Source organism: Virgibacillus xinjiangensis (genome assembly GCF_042643145.1).
In the GTDB taxonomy this organism is placed as follows: domain Bacteria; phylum Bacillota; class Bacilli; order Bacillales; family Amphibacillaceae; genus Virgibacillus_O; species Virgibacillus_O xinjiangensis.
The window spans coordinates 263,287-280,061 of the sequence record NZ_JBHRSA010000046.1; the positions used below are offsets into that span (position 1 = coordinate 263,287).

Annotated in this window: 19 protein-coding genes; 16 read left to right on the forward strand and 3 right to left on the reverse strand. The window is 46.2% G+C overall.

Annotated elements, in window-relative coordinates; all coding sequences use genetic code 11:
- Positions 1-95 precede the first annotated feature (95 nt).
- From ACFOGI_RS13260 to ACFOGI_RS13290, 7 genes are all read left to right on the forward strand, one after another.
- Positions 96-641, forward strand: coding sequence for a DUF1850 domain-containing protein (locus ACFOGI_RS13260; RefSeq protein ID WP_390273437.1), 546 nt, complete (start codon positions 96-98; stop codon positions 639-641).
- Between the two features lie 19 nt (positions 642-660).
- A complete protein-coding gene (locus ACFOGI_RS13265; protein WP_390273509.1) occupies positions 661-2,628 on the forward strand; it encodes a TRAP transporter permease in 1,968 nt (655 codons plus the stop codon).
- A 129-nt stretch (positions 2,629-2,757) separates the two neighbouring features.
- The gene (locus ACFOGI_RS13270; protein ID WP_390273439.1) at positions 2,758-4,113 is read left to right on the forward strand and encodes an MATE family efflux transporter; all 1,356 of its coding nucleotides are present in this window, start codon (positions 2,758-2,760) and stop codon (positions 4,111-4,113) included.
- The gene (locus tag ACFOGI_RS13275; protein WP_390273441.1) at positions 4,110-4,553 is read left to right on the forward strand and encodes a hypothetical protein; all 444 of its coding nucleotides are present in this window, start codon (positions 4,110-4,112) and stop codon (positions 4,551-4,553) included. The genes ACFOGI_RS13270 and ACFOGI_RS13275 overlap by 4 nt, the downstream gene beginning before the upstream one ends.
- Complete coding sequence (locus ACFOGI_RS13280; protein ID WP_390273443.1) at positions 4,550-5,164, forward strand: lysozyme family protein; 615 nt, start codon at positions 4,550-4,552, stop codon at positions 5,162-5,164. Before ACFOGI_RS13275 ends, ACFOGI_RS13280 begins: the two co-directional genes overlap by 4 nt.
- 51 nt (positions 5,165-5,215) lie before the next feature.
- Positions 5,216-5,593 carry a RidA family protein gene (locus ACFOGI_RS13285; RefSeq protein WP_390273445.1) on the forward strand — a complete coding sequence of 126 codons (378 nt, stop codon included), beginning with the start codon at positions 5,216-5,218 and terminating at the stop codon, positions 5,591-5,593.
- A gap of 17 nt (positions 5,594-5,610) precedes the next feature.
- The gene (locus tag ACFOGI_RS13290; protein WP_390273448.1) at positions 5,611-6,780 is read left to right on the forward strand and encodes an iron-containing alcohol dehydrogenase; all 1,170 of its coding nucleotides are present in this window, start codon (positions 5,611-5,613) and stop codon (positions 6,778-6,780) included.
- Between the two features lie 59 nt (positions 6,781-6,839).
- Here the strand turns inward: ACFOGI_RS13290 and ACFOGI_RS13295 are convergent, their stop codons facing one another.
- Positions 6,840-7,085 carry a DUF1450 domain-containing protein gene (locus ACFOGI_RS13295; protein ID WP_390273451.1) on the reverse strand — a complete coding sequence of 82 codons (246 nt, stop codon included), beginning with the start codon at positions 7,083-7,085 and terminating at the stop codon, positions 6,840-6,842.
- A gap of 165 nt (positions 7,086-7,250) precedes the next feature.
- Between ACFOGI_RS13295 and ACFOGI_RS13300 the strand changes: the two genes are divergently transcribed.
- Positions 7,251-7,400: a hypothetical protein gene (locus ACFOGI_RS13300; RefSeq protein WP_390273454.1), complete on the forward strand. Its 150-nt coding sequence runs from the start codon at positions 7,251-7,253 to the stop codon at positions 7,398-7,400.
- A 196-nt stretch (positions 7,401-7,596) separates the two neighbouring features.
- Positions 7,597-7,719: a hypothetical protein gene (locus ACFOGI_RS13305; RefSeq protein WP_390273456.1), complete on the forward strand. Its 123-nt coding sequence runs from the start codon at positions 7,597-7,599 to the stop codon at positions 7,717-7,719.
- A gap of 72 nt (positions 7,720-7,791) precedes the next feature.
- Here the strand turns inward: ACFOGI_RS13305 and ACFOGI_RS13310 are convergent, their stop codons facing one another.
- Positions 7,792-8,997: an MFS transporter gene (locus tag ACFOGI_RS13310; RefSeq protein ID WP_390273458.1), complete on the reverse strand. Its 1,206-nt coding sequence runs from the start codon at positions 8,995-8,997 to the stop codon at positions 7,792-7,794.
- Between the two features lie 216 nt (positions 8,998-9,213).
- On the opposite strand from ACFOGI_RS13310, the gene ACFOGI_RS13315 reads away from it, so the two are divergent.
- Complete coding sequence (locus ACFOGI_RS13315) at positions 9,214-10,092, forward strand: DUF1002 domain-containing protein (protein ID WP_390273460.1); 879 nt, start codon at positions 9,214-9,216, stop codon at positions 10,090-10,092.
- 417 nt (positions 10,093-10,509) lie between these two features.
- The gene (locus ACFOGI_RS13320; protein WP_390273462.1) at positions 10,510-11,295 is read left to right on the forward strand and encodes a LysM peptidoglycan-binding and 3D domain-containing protein; all 786 of its coding nucleotides are present in this window, start codon (positions 10,510-10,512) and stop codon (positions 11,293-11,295) included.
- 116 nt (positions 11,296-11,411) lie between these two features.
- On the opposite strand, the gene ACFOGI_RS13325 is transcribed toward ACFOGI_RS13320, so the two are convergent.
- Entirely contained in the window at positions 11,412-11,543 is a 132-nt protein-coding gene (locus ACFOGI_RS13325; RefSeq protein WP_390273464.1) for a hypothetical protein, read from the reverse strand.
- Positions 11,544-11,780: 237 nt separating this feature from the next.
- On the opposite strand from ACFOGI_RS13325, the gene ACFOGI_RS13330 reads away from it, so the two are divergent.
- From ACFOGI_RS13330 to ACFOGI_RS13350, 5 genes are all read left to right on the forward strand, one after another.
- Entirely contained in the window at positions 11,781-12,971 is a 1,191-nt protein-coding gene (locus tag ACFOGI_RS13330; RefSeq protein ID WP_390273466.1) for a glycine C-acetyltransferase, read from the forward strand.
- Between the two features lie 22 nt (positions 12,972-12,993).
- On the forward strand, positions 12,994-13,932 hold the full coding sequence (locus ACFOGI_RS13335; protein ID WP_390273468.1) for an L-threonine 3-dehydrogenase: 939 nt from the start codon (positions 12,994-12,996) through the stop codon (positions 13,930-13,932).
- Between the two features lie 317 nt (positions 13,933-14,249).
- Positions 14,250-14,396 carry a cytochrome c oxidase subunit 2A gene (locus tag ACFOGI_RS13340; protein WP_390273470.1) on the forward strand — a complete coding sequence of 49 codons (147 nt, stop codon included), beginning with the start codon at positions 14,250-14,252 and terminating at the stop codon, positions 14,394-14,396.
- A 27-nt stretch (positions 14,397-14,423) separates the two neighbouring features.
- The gene (locus ACFOGI_RS13345) at positions 14,424-14,927 is read left to right on the forward strand and encodes a cytochrome c oxidase subunit II (protein ID WP_390273473.1); all 504 of its coding nucleotides are present in this window, start codon (positions 14,424-14,426) and stop codon (positions 14,925-14,927) included.
- Positions 14,927-16,618 (forward strand): b(o/a)3-type cytochrome-c oxidase subunit 1, encoded by a 1,692-nt coding sequence (locus ACFOGI_RS13350; protein WP_390273475.1) that lies wholly within the window; start codon positions 14,927-14,929, stop codon positions 16,616-16,618. Before ACFOGI_RS13345 ends, ACFOGI_RS13350 begins: the two co-directional genes overlap by 1 nt.
- Positions 16,619-16,775 lie beyond the last annotated feature (157 nt).

Sequence of the window (16,775 nt, forward strand, 5' to 3'; positions counted from 1 at the left end):
TTAAGTGTGATCCTTCTGATTGTGGTGTGGACCACAACCTTGGTTTAAAAAGCAATTTGTTCGGCTTTCGCTGGATAACATAGGTGGATAAAAGCATGAAAAAGCATAGACTTACATTGATCCTTGGTGGTCTTCTGGTGATTGCTGCTATTGCAGCTTTGTTTATCCCGTTACGTACTGCCTTGGTTTTCTATGAAGAAAACACGGAAAATATAGAAGCTTTCCTGCCCTTGGAAGCCGGAGATACATTTCAAATCATTTTTACCCATTCCATCCATCTAACGGATGTAGTCGAGAAATATGAAGTCATGGATACGTACGAAATTAGACAGAATGAAATCATTTATGAAGAATTTGGGATCGGTATGCCTTCCAACGCTGAGAAAGGAGCAACCTTCTCCCATGAAAATGGCAGATACCATGTAAAAGATCTGGATAATTATTTCGCCTCCATGAATATCCGCAATGGGAAAGCCGTTTCGGAACACCGTCTGGTATGGAATTCCTCTACAGATAACACCTCTGAAAATGAAAAAATGGTCTGGTTCAATGAATACTTTGAGCCGGGTGCATGGTTTACCCTTAAGGTCGAAAAGCTTTCCTTATGGGATTATTGGAAAGGAGTGAAAATCAGTGACTGACAACAGAGCAGAGAATCAAATGACAGATGATCAACGAGAATTACTTCAAAAATATGATGCAGAGTCGAACACCAGGGATGTCACCGGCCTCATGGCCAAGGTCATATTTTTCATATTGATAGCCTTTTCTTTGTTCCAAATCTATACAGGAGCATTTGGGCAATATACAGCGTATATACAGCGAACCGTCCATTTGGGCTTCGCCTTGACCCTGATATTTCTGTTATTCCCTGCCAGAAGAAAAGCAGAAAAAACCAGGATACCCTGGTATGATTACATACTTGTAATCCTATCCATAGTCGTCTGTGCCTATTGGCCCGTCTACTATGAAACACTGGTACAGCAAATCGGGAGCATTACGGAGGTACAGCTGATTATTGGCGGAATTGCCATCCTGCTGGTTTTGGAAGGGGCACGTAGAGCGGTGGGACTTCCTATCACCATAATTGCGATCGCTTTCCTGCTGTATGCGATTTTCGGTCCACAGATGCCGGGGATGCTGGCACACCGCGGACTTAGCCTGGAGCAGCTGGTCAACTCGATGTTCTTTACCACAGAAGGCATTTTAGGTACACCGTTGCAGGTTTCTTCCACATATATTTTCTTGTTCCTATTATTCGGGGCATTCTTGGTACAGACGGGTGTAGGTACCTATTTCAATGATCTCGCCATTGCACTTGCTGGACGCCGTACAGGGGGACCGGCAAAGGTGGCTATCTTTTCCAGTGCATTGAATGGCACGATTTCCGGAAGTTCGGTGGCCAATACGGTTACTACCGGGTCTTATACCATTCCGATGATGAAAAAACTGGGATACCGCAATAACTTTGCGGGTGCAGTAGAGGCTGCTTCCTCTACCGGTGGACAGATCATGCCGCCGATCATGGGTGCAGCTGCATTCCTGATGATAGAATTTGCAGGTGTAGGTTACTGGGAGATTGCCAAAGCGGCGACCATCCCAGCCATTCTCTACTTCTCGGGAATTTGGATCATGACCCACCTTGAAGCAAAACGTCTTGGACTTCACGGCCTTAAAAAGGAAGAAATCCCAAGCAAGCTTTCGGTCTTGAAGAAAATCCACTTGCTTGTACCAATCCTTGCTATCGTATTGATGCTGTTCCAAGGTTTCAGTATCGAAAGAACCGCCTTGTATGGGATAGCGATCACTATCCTGGTCAGCTTGTTCCGTAAAGATACCAGAATTACGCCGAGCAGGTTCATTGTAGCTTTGCAGTCTGGTGCCCGTACAGCATTAGGCGTGGCAGCAGCGACTGCCTGTGCCGGGATCATTGTCGGTGTTGTAACAAAAACTGGTTTGGGACTGAAGCTTGGGAATGGACTGGTAGGACTTGCTGAAACCTTAGCAACATCTGTGAATATGCAGTTGCTGCTGACTCTATTCTTCACGATGGTAACTTCCATCATTCTTGGCATGGGGTCTCCGACAACAGCCAACTATATCATTACGTCAACCATCGCGCTTCCTGCCATTCTGGCATTGAATGACCAACTGGAAGTAGCCATTCCGGTCCTTGCCGGGCATATGTTTGTATTCTATTTCGGTATTGTTGCCGATATCACCCCTCCGGTTGCATTGGCCGCATTTGCGGCAACGGGGATCTCCCAAGGGGAACCGATACGGACCGGGATCAATGCCTCCAAGCTTGCCATTGCCGCATATATCATCCCGTATATGTTTGTGTTGAATCCACAGCTTCTGATGATTGAAGGGACGGCAACTGGGATTGCCTGGTCGTTATTCAGTGCCTTGGTCGGAATGCAGGCAATTGGAGCCGGCATGATCGGCTTCTGGTACCGGGAGCTCAACTGGATCGAGCGGATCATTACCGTCGTGACGGGACTGGTGTTGATTTATCCGGAAGGAAGCACCGATATGATCGGTCTTGGTGCCTTTGTCGTCCTGCTTCTGATCCAACTGTTCACCAGGCAGGATAAAAAGGTTAGAGAAGCTGGTAGTGAAGCATAACTTAATAGATTGATGGTCCAAAGGACAGCCAGATATAGTTTGGCTGTCCTTTTGTCATGCAAATGGGCGGAGATGCCGCTGATTATGTGCTAAAATGGCAGAATAACATGGTAGAAAGCTGGGTTTTACGTGGCTAAACAATATGATTTTACGGAAGGAAATATATTAAAGCAGCTCTTTTATTTTTCTGGTCCGATTATGCTGGCGAATCTGCTTCAGACATCGTACCAATTTGCAGACAGTCTATGGGTAGGAAATTTGCTTGGAGCAGATGCACTAGGAGCGGTTGCTGTATCAGGGACCATCATTTTTACGGTCCTTTCCTTTGTGATCGGCTTGAATAATGCGGCACTGACCATCCTTTCGCAGCAGAAAGGCAGGGAACGTGAACAGGGGTTGGAGCGTTACTTGAATGCCTTTGTAGTCGTTCTGACAGTAATGGCCGTCGCTCTAGGATCTATGGGCTATCTATTTGCCGAGCAGTTTCTTCATCTGCTGGGAACACCAGAAGGAATGATGGATGAAGCGACAGTGTACTTGAGGATCAACTTCCTGGGAATTCTGTTTCTATTCGGCTATAACTTTATCAGTACTGTCCTTCGTGCGCTCGGTGACAGTAAAACACCTCTGCGGTTTGTCACGATCGCTGTCATCCTCAATATAATTGTCAACCCGCTGTTCATTTCAGGGTTTGGTATGGGCGTGGAAGGGGCGGCATATGCAACAGTGGTTGCGCAGGGCAGTGCCTTTCTATACGGAATGATCTATGTGCTTTATAAAAAGCTGGCACCTTTCCGGATACCCACCCTCCCTTCTCGTAAAGAGGTGGGGCTTATTTTGAATCTGGGAATCCCAGCAGGTCTGCAGATGGCTGTCATTTCTGCTGGTTCGGCTGCGATTATGAGTGTGGTAACCAACTTTGGAGGAGGGGTCGTCGCCGGTTTCGGTGCGTCTCAGCGGCTCGATAGCTTGTTGCTGCTGCCGGCTCATGCCCTCGGAACAGCAGTGAACAGTATGGCCGGACAGAACCTGGGTGTCCGTCATCTATCAAGAGTCAGGGAGATTGCAAAATATGGTGTGATTTATAACTTTGCCATCATGACGCTGATCGGCTTGGTGGTTGTTCTATTTGCTGAGCATGGGGTCAGGCTGTTCATCCAGGAGGAAGAGGCGGTACAATTCGGAACGGTCTATCTGCAAATAATTGCTCTGTGCTACCCTTTTTTGGGGATCAACTTTGTGTTGAACGGCATCGTCCGTGCTGCAGGAGCGATGTACCAGGTATTGGCTCTCAACATCATATCCTTTTGGGTGTTGCGCTTTCCGCTGACCGCCTTGTTCTCCTGGATGTTTGGAGAAATTGGTATCGCCATCGGGATGGGGACAAGCTTTCTTGTTAGCAGCCTGGTAGCCTTTCTTTATTATCGGTTTGGGAATTGGCGGAAAAAGGAATTATTCAAAGAACAGAGTAGAGGTCAGCGATGAGCTGTTTGCTAAAGCTATTGAAACGGTCTGCGGCAGGCGTGATAGCAGGAATTCTGCTAGGCATCTGCCTCAAATCGTTCGAACTAATCACTGGAAAGGCTGTCTATACTTTGCTGCTGAATATCGACTATATTCCGCTCGTATCCGATTGGGAGCTTGGTGAAGGGGGAGAATTTTTACTGCATTTAATGGTTTCAGTGGTGATTGCTCCTGTTCTCCATTATTTGCTTTCCCACTGGCATAAAGAAAGGGAAACAGTTTTATATGTGGCAGGAAGTACAGTGATCGGTGCTGCTTATTATCCTGTGACAATCCTATCTGAAAAAACGCCTGCATTGTTGGACCCAGCAGCGTTTCTATTATGGATTTCCGCTCATGTTCTCTATGGTTATGTACTCGCAATTCTATTAATCTATCAAGAGGAGAAAAGAAGTGAATGAAAAGAAACATCATCCGTGCATGTAAACAAACAGGAGGAGTTGTCTTGCTGCTCTGTAGTCTGTTTCTGGTGCTTTCCTATGTCTCAAGAGAACAGCCGGTAACAGAGACTTCTCAAGGTCCGGAAATAAGCGAGGAAGTGTATCAATATAGACCATTGGTGGAAAAATATGCTGAGCACTATGAGGTAGGGGATCATGTCAATGTGATTCTTGCCATCATGATGCAGGAATCCGGCGGGAGGGGGAACGATCCCATGCAGTCTTCAGAAAGTTATTGCGGAGAAAGAGGCTGCATTGAGGACCCCGAGCTGTCCATCCAGCAAGGCGTCCGTCATTTTGCCTCCGTGCTGGCTGAAGCGGATGGAGATCTTCCATTGGCTGTTCAATCCTACAATTTCGGCAGAGGGTTTATTTCTTATATGGAAGAAGCGGGACAGGAATACTCACAGGAGGCTGCCATTGCTTTTTCCCAGGAGATGTTCCAGCAGGTGCCCAACCCGGAAGACTACCGCTGCCTAAGAGAAGGGGCTGAGGAAATTGGCGCATGCTACGGTGATATTTACTATGTTCCGTCTGTATTGGCATACCGGAACGTCCTCGCTTCAGAATAATGGTTATAAATGGTATGATGATAAAAAAGCCATCATCTAGGAGGAATTATTATGGTCAAAGCAATACATACGGAGAAAGCACCTGCTGCCATCGGACCGTATTCACAAGCAATAGAAGCGGGAGACTTTATCTATGTTTCCGGGCAGATTCCAATCAATCCAGAGACAGGAGAAGTCGTAGAGGGGATTGTGCAGCAGACCAAACAAGTACTCGAAAACCTGCAGGCAATTTTGACAGAGGCAGGCGCCGATTTCACCCAGGTTGTGAAGTTCACCATTTATCTGGATTCCATGGGGGACTTTGCTACGGTCAATGACATCTATGGCTCCTACTTGAGTGAACCGTATCCAGCCAGAGCGACCGTGGAAGTCAGCCGACTGCCAAAGGACGTTCTTGTAGAAATGGATGTTATCGTTTATAAAAAATAAGACAGGAGGAATTCCCGGTGAATAATTTTACTTACCATAACCCGACAAGACTCATCTTTGGCAAGGGACAGTTGGATGCCCTGCCTAAAGAAGTGGAACAGTATGGAAAGAAAGTCCTGCTTGTCTATGGAGGAGGCAGTATCAAAAGAAACGGCATTTATGATACCGTTCTTTCTAAGTTGGAAGAAATTGACGCAGAGGTATTCGAACTCCCAGGAGTGGAACCGAATCCTCGCATTTCCACCGTACGTAAAGGTGTTGAAATCTGTAAGAATGAAGGAATCGACTTCCTGCTAGCCATTGGGGGAGGAAGCACCATCGATTGCACCAAGGCTGTTGCCGTGGGAGCCAAGGCAGATGTAGACATGTGGGACATTGTGACCAAAAAGGAAAAAGCGACGGGTGCTCTTCCATTCGGTACAGTGCTGACGCTTGCTGCAACCGGGTCGGAAATGAACCGTGGGTCTGTCATCACGAATTGGGAAACCAATGAAAAGCATGGATGGGGATCACCATACAGCAGTCCGAAGTTTTCCATCCTTGATCCGGAGAACACTTTCTCCGTGCCGAAGGATCAGACGATTTACGGGATTGTCGATATGATGTCCCATGTGCTGGAGCATTATTTCCATCAGGAGACCAATACACCAATCCAGGACCGTTTCTGTGAGTCGCTCTTGCTTACCGTTATGGAAACTGCTCCAAAACTGCTGGATGACTTGGAGAATTATGAGTATCGGGAAACCATCATGTTAAGTGGAACCCTGGCCCTGAACGACATGCTCAGCATGGGCTTCCGCGGGGACTGGGCAACACATAACCTGGAGCATGCAGTGTCAGCAGTCCATGATATTCCACATGGCGGCGGACTTGCCATCCTGTTCCCGAACTGGATGAAACATGTATTGAATGAAGAGAATGCTCCACGCTTCAAGCAATTGGCTGTACGTGTCTTTGATGTTGATCCGAAAGGCAAGTCTGATTATGATGCGGCATTGGAAGGAATCGAGAACCTGAGGAAATTCTGGACCGTAATCGGGGCTCCTTCCAAGCTGGCAGATTATGATATCGATGAAAGCACGGTCGAGGAGATGGCAGAAAAAACGGTAATTGCCAATCCGGAATTCGGTAACTTCAAGAAGCTTACCAAAGAGGATTCATTGGAGATTTTCCGGGCAAGTCTCTAGTTCCGCATAAAACGACAAATTATTTCCCAGGAAATAAGGGATAAAAAAAGAACTGGCTGTTATTCATACACAGCCAGTTCTTTTTTTATCTCTTCCCGGATTTTCTCCAGGCATTCTTCCGGAGTATTCCCGAATACCCGTTTATTATTGACGAGGGCATACGGCCTAACCCTGCAAAGGCCACAAAATGAAAGGCACTCATTCATCAGGACGGCCACTTCAGGGAATTCCTGTTCCAAAATTTCTTCTATATTAATTTCCGTAATGGAATTTCCGTCACACACTTCTACAACGACGATTCCCATAAAGATCACTTTCTTTCTAGAGTAGAATCTCTGACAGTTTTAACATAAGTTCATACGGAAAGCAATGATTCGAGCCTATATTCATCATGTGCAGTCCAGAAGTTCTCATACATCATATTCCCCTACAAGGGGGCAGGAGAAACCCTTGAGAATGATAATATCAGCGTGACGCGTGAGGAATCAGCAGGAGAGCGGGGATATCTTCCGGACGCGCGCGGAATCGGCAGGAGAATGAGAATATCTTCCGGACGCATGGGGAATCGGCAGGAGAGCGGGGATATCAGCAGGACGCGTGCGGAATCAGCAGGAGAATGAGGAAATCTTCCGGACGTGCGCGGAATCAGCAGGAGAATGAGAATATCATCCGGACGCGCGAGGAATCGGCAGGAGAATGAGAATATCTTCCGGACGCGTGGGGAATCGGCAGGAGAATGAGAATATCTTCCGGACGTGCGCGGAATCAGCAGGAGAATGAGGAAATCTTCCGGACGTGCGCGGAATCGGCAGGAGAATGAGGAAATCTTCCGGACGTGCGCGGAATCGGCAGGAGAATGAGGAAATCTTCCGGACGTGCGCGGAATCGGCAGGAGAATGGGATATCAGCAGGACGCGCGAGGAATCGGCAGGAGAATGAGAATATCCTCCGTACGCTCGTGGAATCAGCAGGAAAATAAAAAAGCTGCCCGATTTCCGGGCAGCTGGGTCGTCAACTTCGATGTGCGGAAAACGAGCGGGACTCCTTGCCGGCATATTCATGCTTATACCATGCCCCAAGGAGCAGCGCACCACTCAAGACCAACAGGCCGCTGGTGACAAAAAATACAGCGGAGAAGCCGAAGAATCCGGCGATCATGCCGCCCATTGCCGGGCCGATAATATTCCCGAGAAATCGGAGGCTGGTATTGTAGCCGAGCACTTCTCCTTGCATGGACAAGGGAGCTTCTTGCCTGATATAGGCGACACGTAACGGTATAATGCCTCCAATAGCCGAGCCGAGGAGGAACCTCAGAATAACAAGCTGCCATATATTAGTGACAAAGGCGCCAGGGAAATAAACGATTCCTGCCATGAACAGGAGGACAATCAGTATTCTGACATACCCTATTCTATCTCCAAGTTTACCCCAGTTTCTCGTCATCAAAAGGTTTCCCAGGCCGGCTGCAGAAAAGGCCAACCCTGAAAAGAAGGCGATGTTGGCAGGTCCATGGATCTCTGCAACAAAAAGGGAAAGGATCGGTTGGACACTGAAATGAGCTACTTGGACAAGGGTGGACATCAACATGACCACCAGCAGGACGGGATGAGTGACGATATGCCGGATGACTTCCCGTCTGGAATAAGTTGTCGTATCATTTTCCTCTCCAGCGAACTTCACCTTAATCTCTTTTATTCCGAACATGACAATGAGCGAGGATAAGAATACAGTGATCGATACCCATTTAAATGTACTGGAATAGCCGAATGCATCTGCCAGGACACCGCCGAGCATCGGGCCGAACAAAGAGCCGGTGATACTCCCTGTCTGCAGGGTGCCAAGGACTTTCCCTGCCACATGTTGAGGTGTTTGAGTGGAGATGAAGGCTTGGGACATCGGGATGAACCCGGTTGCCACCCCCATGAAAAACCGCAAGATGAATAGCTGCCATACCGTCGTGGCGTAACCCATCAAAAGAACAGACAGGCCAATGCCGAATGCGGAGAAAATCAGAATCTTTTTCCTGCCATATTTATCCCCGATTCTCCCCCATATAGGAGAAAAGAGGAAGGCTGTCACAAAGGTGATGCCGAATGTAAATCCGGACCATCTTTGGACAAAACTGTCGGAAAAGTTTCCTAGTGATTCTATATATAATGAAATGAACGGAATAACCATCGTCATGCTTCCTGCAACAAAAAAGTTAGCAACCCACATGATTGCTAAATTGCGTTTGACTATTTTTTCTTGATCAATGATGACAATGACCTTCTTTCTGCCAAATTTATTTCGTCACCCTAAATATACCCGATTTTCTAGACAGTCAAAAGTCTTCTGCTCAGAAAATGGATCATGATATGGAAGGTACACATTTTCTGAAAAAAAGGTATAATGGACGTGAAGTACCACACATTGAAAAGGGGTATACACATTATGAAATATATAGGGAAACTGCTGGTTGCTTTTATGCTGGTTTTCTTGATAGCCGCTGGAACAGCTTCCACTGCAGGAGCTGCTTCAACTACCATCATGGTTTACGGAGACAAATTGACAGAACAGCAACGGACAGAAGTAAGGGACTTGGTCGGCATCGATGGGACGGATTCAGTCGAAGAGTACGATATCGGTGGAGAAGATTATGCAAAATATATCAATGGCAATCCGAACGCAAATATGTATTCTTCCGCACGGATTACCCTCGAGGACAGTGGAGAAGGATTGGATATCAATATTGTAACCCCCGACAACATAACGGAAGTCACCACAGAGATGTACGCTAATGCCCTATTGACAGCGGGTGTAGAGAACGCAACGGTCGATGTAGCTTCACCGGTAGCAGTCACCGGCCACTCCGCACTTACAGGGATCTATAAGGCATATGATGTAGAAGGAGCGGAACTGGACAAGGAACGCATGGAACTTGCCAATGATGAATTGAATGTGGCAACAGACCTAGCAGAGAATGAAGAAGTTTCTCAGGAACAAGTAAGTGAACTGTTGACGGAAATCAAGCAGATGATTGCTGAACAAGACCCCGCAACAAGAGAAGAAGTGGAGCAGATTGTCCAACAAAATCTGGAGAACCTGGAAATTTCTTTGAGTGAAGCGGATCGTCAAATGCTCATCGACCTGTTCGACCGGATGCGTGACTTGAATATCGATTTCAATCAGGTGCGCAGCCAATTGGAGGATATTGCGTCAACCGTAACAGAGAAAATGGAAGAATTGGGGTTGGATGAAGGTTTTTGGCAGAAAGTCGCCAACTTTTTCCGGGATCTTTTCCAGTCCCTGAGCGACATGTTTCGTGGATGATGAAAACTGGAGCTCTTCAAGCAATAGGTTATGCTTGAAGAGCTCCTTGTCAAATGGAATATAGTACACCAAAGAGAGGGGCTGAGTCATCAATGATTCAGCCCTTTTCCCAAGGAGAACTTCTAGAAGCCTTCCAAATGAAGGGAAGCATTCTTCCATTAATAGATTTGCAACAGTTCTTTTTCCCTAATTTATTAGATTAAAAGACGGTAGAATTGTTACAAACCAATTTTTTCCGTTACTTTTGTAATATAAAAGCCACTAGGACCAAAGTAATATTACAAAACTGTTACGTTTGTAACATTTTGGCGATAAAAGCGGATGTGTGTAACATACACTTAACTCCCTTGTAACTGTAATGCCTCGTTTCGTATGCTAGTATAGGCATTGTCAGAAATTCAAAGGAGGAATTTACTAATGCGACAATTAGTAGCAGCTATTGCTGGTATCATTCTAGCCGGTACAGCTGTAACATCCGTTTCAGCAGCAGATTATCAGGTCCAAAAAGGGGACAGCCTTTGGAAGATTGCAGATAAATATAATACTACAGTTGAAGAGTTAGTTGATATAAATGAATTGAAATCTACGGTGATCCATCCTAAACAAGTAATCGAAGTAGAAGAAAATGGCAACATAGAATACTATGTAGTGGAAAAGGGAGATACATTAAGCAAGATCGGTAACGAACATAATGTATCTATAGAAGATTTGAAAGCATGGAACGACCTTCCATCCGATTTGATTGTCACAGGTGAAGAAATTGCGGTAAACGGAGAAAGCACGAAAGAACGTAAAGCCCAAGTACAGTCCGCTGATGTAGCAGTGGCAAATACAACAAGCAATGAACCTGCCAAGCAGGAAACAAAAACTGCTGAGCCGAAGCAACAGGAAACCAAGTCCGAAGAGGCAGAAGGTAAAACCATTGCAATGGAAGCAACTGCATATACTGCAGGATGCTATGGCTGTTCCGGAATAACTGCAGCAGGAGTCAATTTGAATGAAAATCCGAATGCTAAAGTAATTGCCGTGGATCCTAACGTGATTCCACTAGGTACAGAAGTATATGTGGAAGGGTATGGCTATGCCACAGCAGCTGATACCGGTGGTGCGATCAAAGGCAACCGTATCGATGTGCATGTACCGACAAAAGATGAAGCATTTGACTGGGGACGCAAAACAGTCAATGTTACAATTGTAGAGTAATAGCATCATTACGATCGGACACCAATACCATAATAAAAGGAAAGTATCTCTTGGTACGATACTTTCCTTTTTTTCGTGTATTAAAACGTCATTTTAAAAACAAACGGACTGCTATGTTAATAGGTTATGGTAGTGGAACGATGATGATCATCAATTACTTCCACCGGCTTGTCGTTCGATTCGACGTAACCGGTAATCCCGACAACCAAAATGATCAGTATGAATAATGCCAATAATACTCTTCTCATGTTGAAATCCTCCAGAAATGTTCTCTTTTCCCAGTATAATAAAGTAATTGCAGGATGACTATTGTTTTTAGCAAAATACCGTATAGATTGACAGATTCATAACTTTTTTACTATTGCGGGCTTTTTCAACCTGATAACATTTGATAGGCGGTGTGTTAAACTGAATGTATATGGATGCAACGTTTTTCTGTTGGTACCATTTATGTAAAGCGTTTACATTCCAAGGAGGATATGAATATGACAAGCAAAGCTTTGGATAATTTTTTGAATGAGAATATTGCTGGCTTGAAAGACCAGGGCCTTTATAATGAAATTGATCCAGTACAGGGGGCTAACGGGCCGGTCATCCAATTGAATGGAAAGGACCTGATCAACCTTTCTTCCAATAACTATCTGGGGTTGGCCACCGATGAATCACTGAAAGAAGTTGCCAAGGAAGCGGTCGATTCCCATGGAGTCGGGGCAGGAGCTGTGCGTACCATCAACGGCACTCTTGATCTTCACATAGAGTTGGAGAAAAAGCTGGCAGCCTTCAAAGGTACAGAGGCGGCAATTTCCTATCAATCTGGCTTCAACTGCAATATGGCGGCGATCTCCGCTGTGATGGATAAGAATGATGCCATCCTTTCTGATGAATTGAACCATGCATCCATCATTGACGGCTGTCGTCTGTCAAAAGCGAAAATCATCCGGTACAATCACTCAGATATGAAGGATCTTCGTGAGAAAGCGAAGGAAGCGACTGAATCCGGACGATATAACAAAGTGATGGTCATTACCGATGGTGTCTTTTCCATGGATGGGGATGTCGCCCTCCTGCCGGAAATCGTCGAGATAGCGGAAGAGTTCGATCTGATTACCTATGTGGATGATGCCCATGGGTCCGGAGTGCTTGGAAAAGGTGCCGGTACTGTTAAACATTTCGGCTTGGAAGATAAAGTGGATATGCAAATGGGAACTCTCTCGAAAGCTATCGGGGTCATCGGTGGTTATGTCGCTGGAAAAGCAAACCTGATTGATTGGCTGAAAGTACGGTCACGTCCGTTCTTGTTCTCTACAGCGGTGTCGCCGGCAGATGCTGCGGCCAGCACGAAGGCAGTTGATATGCTGATGGAGAGTACGGAACTCAATGAGAGATTATGGGAAAATGGCAACTACCTGAAAGAAGGGTTGAAGAAGCTCGGTTTTGATATCGGAAACAGTGAGACACCGATCACACCATGTATTATTGGGGACGAGAAGGACGCACAGAAGTTCAGCAAGCGTTTGTATGAAGAAGGGGTATATGCGAAATCCATCGTGTTCCCAACAGTGCCGAAGGGGACAGGAAGGGTACGGAATATGCCTACTGCCGCACACACCAAAGAAATGCTGGATGAAGCTATTGCCGCTTATGGAAAAGTAGGCAGGGAGATGGGCTTGATCTAGAAAGACAACAAGGGGAGAGACGATGAAAAAGATTTTAGTAACAGGGGCTGCTGGGCAGATTGGTTCGGAGCTCGTACAGAAACTGCGACGGACATATGGGGAAGCCAATGTTCTGGCAACGGATATCCGCGAGCCGGTTGAAGGAATCGGTGATGGGCCATTCGAACAGGTGGATGTGACGGATGCAGACCGACTGCATGAGGTGGCAAAGGAATTCCAGGCAGATTCACTCATGCATCTTGCTGCGCTCCTTTCTGCTAAAGCAGAGGTTGTCCCGAAATTTGCCTGGGATTTGAATATGGGGGGATTGGTCAATGCCTTGGAAGTTGCCCATGAGCTTGACTTGAAACTTTTCACTCCAAGTTCCATCGGGGCATTTGGGCCGACGACGCCACAGGACCATACGCCACAGGATACTATCCAACGGCCTACTACAATGTATGGAGTGAATAAGGTTGCAGGGGAACTGCTCTGTGACTATTATCATCAGCGTTTTGGTGTAGATACGAGGGGCGTGCGATTTCCAGGATTGATTTCATATGTCACCCCACCCGGGGGGGGAACGACGGATTATGCTGTGGAAATTTATTACGAAGCTATTAAGAAGAAGTCGTATACTTCTTATATCGGTAAAGGCACAAAGATGGATATGATGTATATGCCGGATGCGTTGGACGCAATAGTCCAATTGATGGAAGCAGATCCGGCTAAGCTCATTCATCGTAATGCATTCAATATTTCCGCATTTTCAGCAGCACCAGAGGATTTTGCCCGGTCCATCCAAAACCATATTCCTGAATTTGAGATGAAGTATGAGGTGGATCCGGTACGGCAGAAAATTGCCGACAGCTGGCCAAATTCCATCGATTCTTCAGCAGCACAGCAGGAATGGGGCTTTCATGTGGATTATGATCTGGATAAGATGACCAAAGATATGCTGGAAAAAGTAAAACAAAAATAATGATAGGGGTTTTTTCCATATACTTAAGCCTACGAAAAGGGACCTTTTTCGTAGGCTTTTTCTATTTCCTGCCGATCCCTGGATAGGGATACAACTTCCGACTATCCAAATATCATGCGTTACCCACTTCTATTACCAGCCTTTTGGCTCCCCTAGTTGATAATCATTCTAATTCCTTATACCTACATGTTCAATTTTTCAAAAAAGGTTCATAAACAATTGGCTATTTAATGAAATCGCTTCCAATTACAGAGATAACAGGAAAAAATCTAATATAATGAGGACAGAAGAGTTCTTCAAGGAGGGGAGTGAGTGAAATGAAAGCAGAAAAAAAGGTGGTCAGACATACTGCTTCCGAAGAAAAAAACCCCAGCCTGAAAGGAACATTGATTTCGGTTTCTGCAGTTGGGCTGTTTATCTTGATCAGCTGGGTGGGGGCATTTATGTTGTTTCTCGGCAGGTAAAAAGTGACGGAAAGGAAGTGAGTGGCGATGCATTTGCACAAGTATGAAAAGATTTGGCTGTTCTCCGGGGTGGGGGCTCTTATTCTGTTTCTGGTGGTTCTTGGTTACGGCGCATTTTATATGGGAACACATCCACAGAGCCATGGAGTGACCATCGATCCGGAAAACATCGAGGCACATGATGCTTTCAAACCGGAGAATCTGGGCCTTACCAAAGTGGAGGAAGGGAAATATATCCTTAATATTGCAGCCTCTGCTTTCAATTATGATCTTGGAACAGATGAGGAAGGTAAAGCAGTCAAGCATATCCGGATACCAAAAGGTTCTACCGTCCTGTTTCAGGTAACGACGAAAGATGTGGTCCATGGCTTTAATTTGGCAGGTACGAATATCAATATGATGGTCGAACCTGGATATGTGAGCAGTATGGAAGAGGTCATGGATAAGCCTGGCGAATACACCGTAGTGTGCAATGAGTATTGTGGCACGGGTCACCATCAGATGTTTGCCACAGTGGAGGTGTATGAATAATGGAGCTGGAAGCACTGGAAAGATATAAGCAAGATAATCGTTTACCTTTGTCCATCACCAAAAGAGAGTCAAGACTTTATATGTCCTATATGTATGTTGCATTCATAGCATTATTCGTCGGGGGGTTGATGGGACTTCTGCAAGTGTTCGTCCGATCCGGCCATTTTCAACTGCCATGGGGAATCGACTACTATCAGGTCTTGACAGTACATGGTGTCATTCTTGCCCTTGTACTTACCACCTTCTTCATCATAGGGTTCCAATATGCATTGATGGGTAAGACGGTCGGCATATCGGAAAGGCAGCGGAGGGTTTCTTGGCTGGCATTCTGGACAATGACCACAGGCACCATCCTTACTGCTGTTACGATCATGCTTGGCAAAGCAAGCGTATTATATACCTTCTATGCACCATTGAAAGCTCATCCCGCTTTTTATATCGGGCTTGCTCTCGTAATCATCGGCAGCTGGATTGCCGGATTTGTGAATTGGCATCAACTGTATACATGGAAGCAGAAACATCGTGGAGAAAAGGCACCGCTTCTGGCATTCATGGTTACCATCAATATGATCATGTGGTTCATTGCATCCCTTGGTGTCGCAGCAACTGTGCTGATTCAGTTCATTCCATGGTCCCTCGGATATGCAGAGACTATCAATGTATTGGTCAGTCGTACGTTGTTCTGGTATTTCGGCCATCCACTCGTCTATTTCTGGCTGCTTCCTGCCTATATGGCATGGTATGCAATCATTCCAAAGATCATAGGTGGGAAAATATTCAGTGATTCTCTTGCTAGATTATCCTTTGTGCTATTCTTATTCTTCTCTATTCCAGTCGGTTTCCACCATCAGCTGACAGAGCCGGGGATTGATCCGACATGGAAATTTGTCCAGGTTGTGCTGACATTCATGGTGATCGTTCCAAGCCTGATGACTGCCTTTTCCATGTTCGCGACATTTGAAATAACCGGCAGACGCAAAGGGTTTGGAGGCTTGTTCGGCTGGTTCAAGCACCTTCCATGGAAGGATGTCCGCTTTCTGGCTCCGTTCCTCGGTATGGTTGCGTTTATCCCAGGAGGGGCCGGGGGAATCATCAATGCCTCCCACCAGTTGAATTCCATTGTCCATAATACCATCTGGGTAACCGGGCATTTCCATCTGACCGTGGCAACCACCGTTATTCTCACCTTCTTCGGTGTTGCTTATTGGCTGATCCCACATTTGACTGGAAGGCGGCTGACGGAATCCATCAACAGGCTGGGAATTATCCAGACCATTGTGTGGGCTGTGGGTATGCTCATCATGTCAGGCTCCATGCACATTCAAGGTCTGCTTGGTGCACCACGGCGTTCCGCTTACTCCGACTATGGAGGAACCGCCCAGGCAGCAGAGTGGGGCTGGTATCAGATGGCACAGGCTGTCGGCGGGGCAATCCTGTTTATCGGCATCGGCTTGATGGTTTACATCTTTATTAAACTGGCATTCTTCGCACCAAAAGGGGATGAAGAGTTCCCGATTGCCGAAGAGGAGGAAGAAGCACCAGCAACACCTATGTGGCTGGAGAACTGGAAGTTGTGGATTGCTATTACAGCAGCACTGATCCTGTTTGCTTACACCATACCGTTTATGGATATTATTCAGCACTCACCACCAGGATCTCCGCCATTCGACTGGCCGATCGGCAATTCTTGATGAAGTTTCCACGGAGAAAAAATAGGAAAAGGGCTTAGAGAATGTTCTCTAAGCCCTCAGGCTGTCGAGAAAGTTCTCGACAGCCTTATTTTTGTGTGCCCGGCATGTGCGCACGCTTTAGGGTTCGAGTCCCGAGCGGTGAAGGTCATTGTAGCCG

Excerpts from the sequence above, each read along its gene's own strand:
- ACFOGI_RS13260 (WP_390273437.1), top strand. The coding sequence starts at position 96 with ATGAAAAAGCATAGACTTACATTGATCCTTGGTGGTCTTCTGGTGATT.
- ACFOGI_RS13265 (WP_390273509.1), top strand. The coding sequence starts at position 661 with ATGACAGATGATCAACGAGAATTACTTCAAAAATATGATGCAGAGTCG.
- ACFOGI_RS13275 (WP_390273441.1), top strand. The coding sequence starts at position 4,110 with ATGAGCTGTTTGCTAAAGCTATTGAAACGGTCTGCGGCAGGCGTGATA.
- ACFOGI_RS13280 (WP_390273443.1), top strand. The coding sequence starts at position 4,550 with ATGAAAAGAAACATCATCCGTGCATGTAAACAAACAGGAGGAGTTGTC.
- ACFOGI_RS13285 (WP_390273445.1), top strand. The coding sequence starts at position 5,216 with ATGGTCAAAGCAATACATACGGAGAAAGCACCTGCTGCCATCGGACCG.
- ACFOGI_RS13295 (WP_390273451.1), bottom strand. The coding sequence starts at position 7,085 with ATGGGAATCGTCGTTGTAGAAGTGTGTGACGGAAATTCCATTACGGAA.
- ACFOGI_RS13305 (WP_390273456.1), top strand. The coding sequence starts at position 7,597 with ATGAGGAAATCTTCCGGACGTGCGCGGAATCGGCAGGAGAATGAGGAA.
- ACFOGI_RS13310 (WP_390273458.1), bottom strand. The coding sequence starts at position 8,997 with ATGTGGGTTGCTAACTTTTTTGTTGCAGGAAGCATGACGATGGTTATT.
- ACFOGI_RS13315 (WP_390273460.1), top strand. The coding sequence starts at position 9,214 with ATGAAATATATAGGGAAACTGCTGGTTGCTTTTATGCTGGTTTTCTTG.
- ACFOGI_RS13320 (WP_390273462.1), top strand. The coding sequence starts at position 10,510 with ATGCGACAATTAGTAGCAGCTATTGCTGGTATCATTCTAGCCGGTACA.
- ACFOGI_RS13325 (WP_390273464.1), bottom strand. The coding sequence starts at position 11,543 with ATGAGAAGAGTATTATTGGCATTATTCATACTGATCATTTTGGTTGTC.
- ACFOGI_RS13330 (WP_390273466.1), top strand. The coding sequence starts at position 11,781 with ATGACAAGCAAAGCTTTGGATAATTTTTTGAATGAGAATATTGCTGGC.
- ACFOGI_RS13335 (WP_390273468.1), top strand. The coding sequence starts at position 12,994 with ATGAAAAAGATTTTAGTAACAGGGGCTGCTGGGCAGATTGGTTCGGAG.
- ACFOGI_RS13340 (WP_390273470.1), top strand. The coding sequence starts at position 14,250 with ATGAAAGCAGAAAAAAAGGTGGTCAGACATACTGCTTCCGAAGAAAAA.
- ACFOGI_RS13345 (WP_390273473.1), top strand. The coding sequence starts at position 14,424 with ATGCATTTGCACAAGTATGAAAAGATTTGGCTGTTCTCCGGGGTGGGG.
- ACFOGI_RS13350 (WP_390273475.1), top strand. The coding sequence starts at position 14,927 with ATGGAGCTGGAAGCACTGGAAAGATATAAGCAAGATAATCGTTTACCT.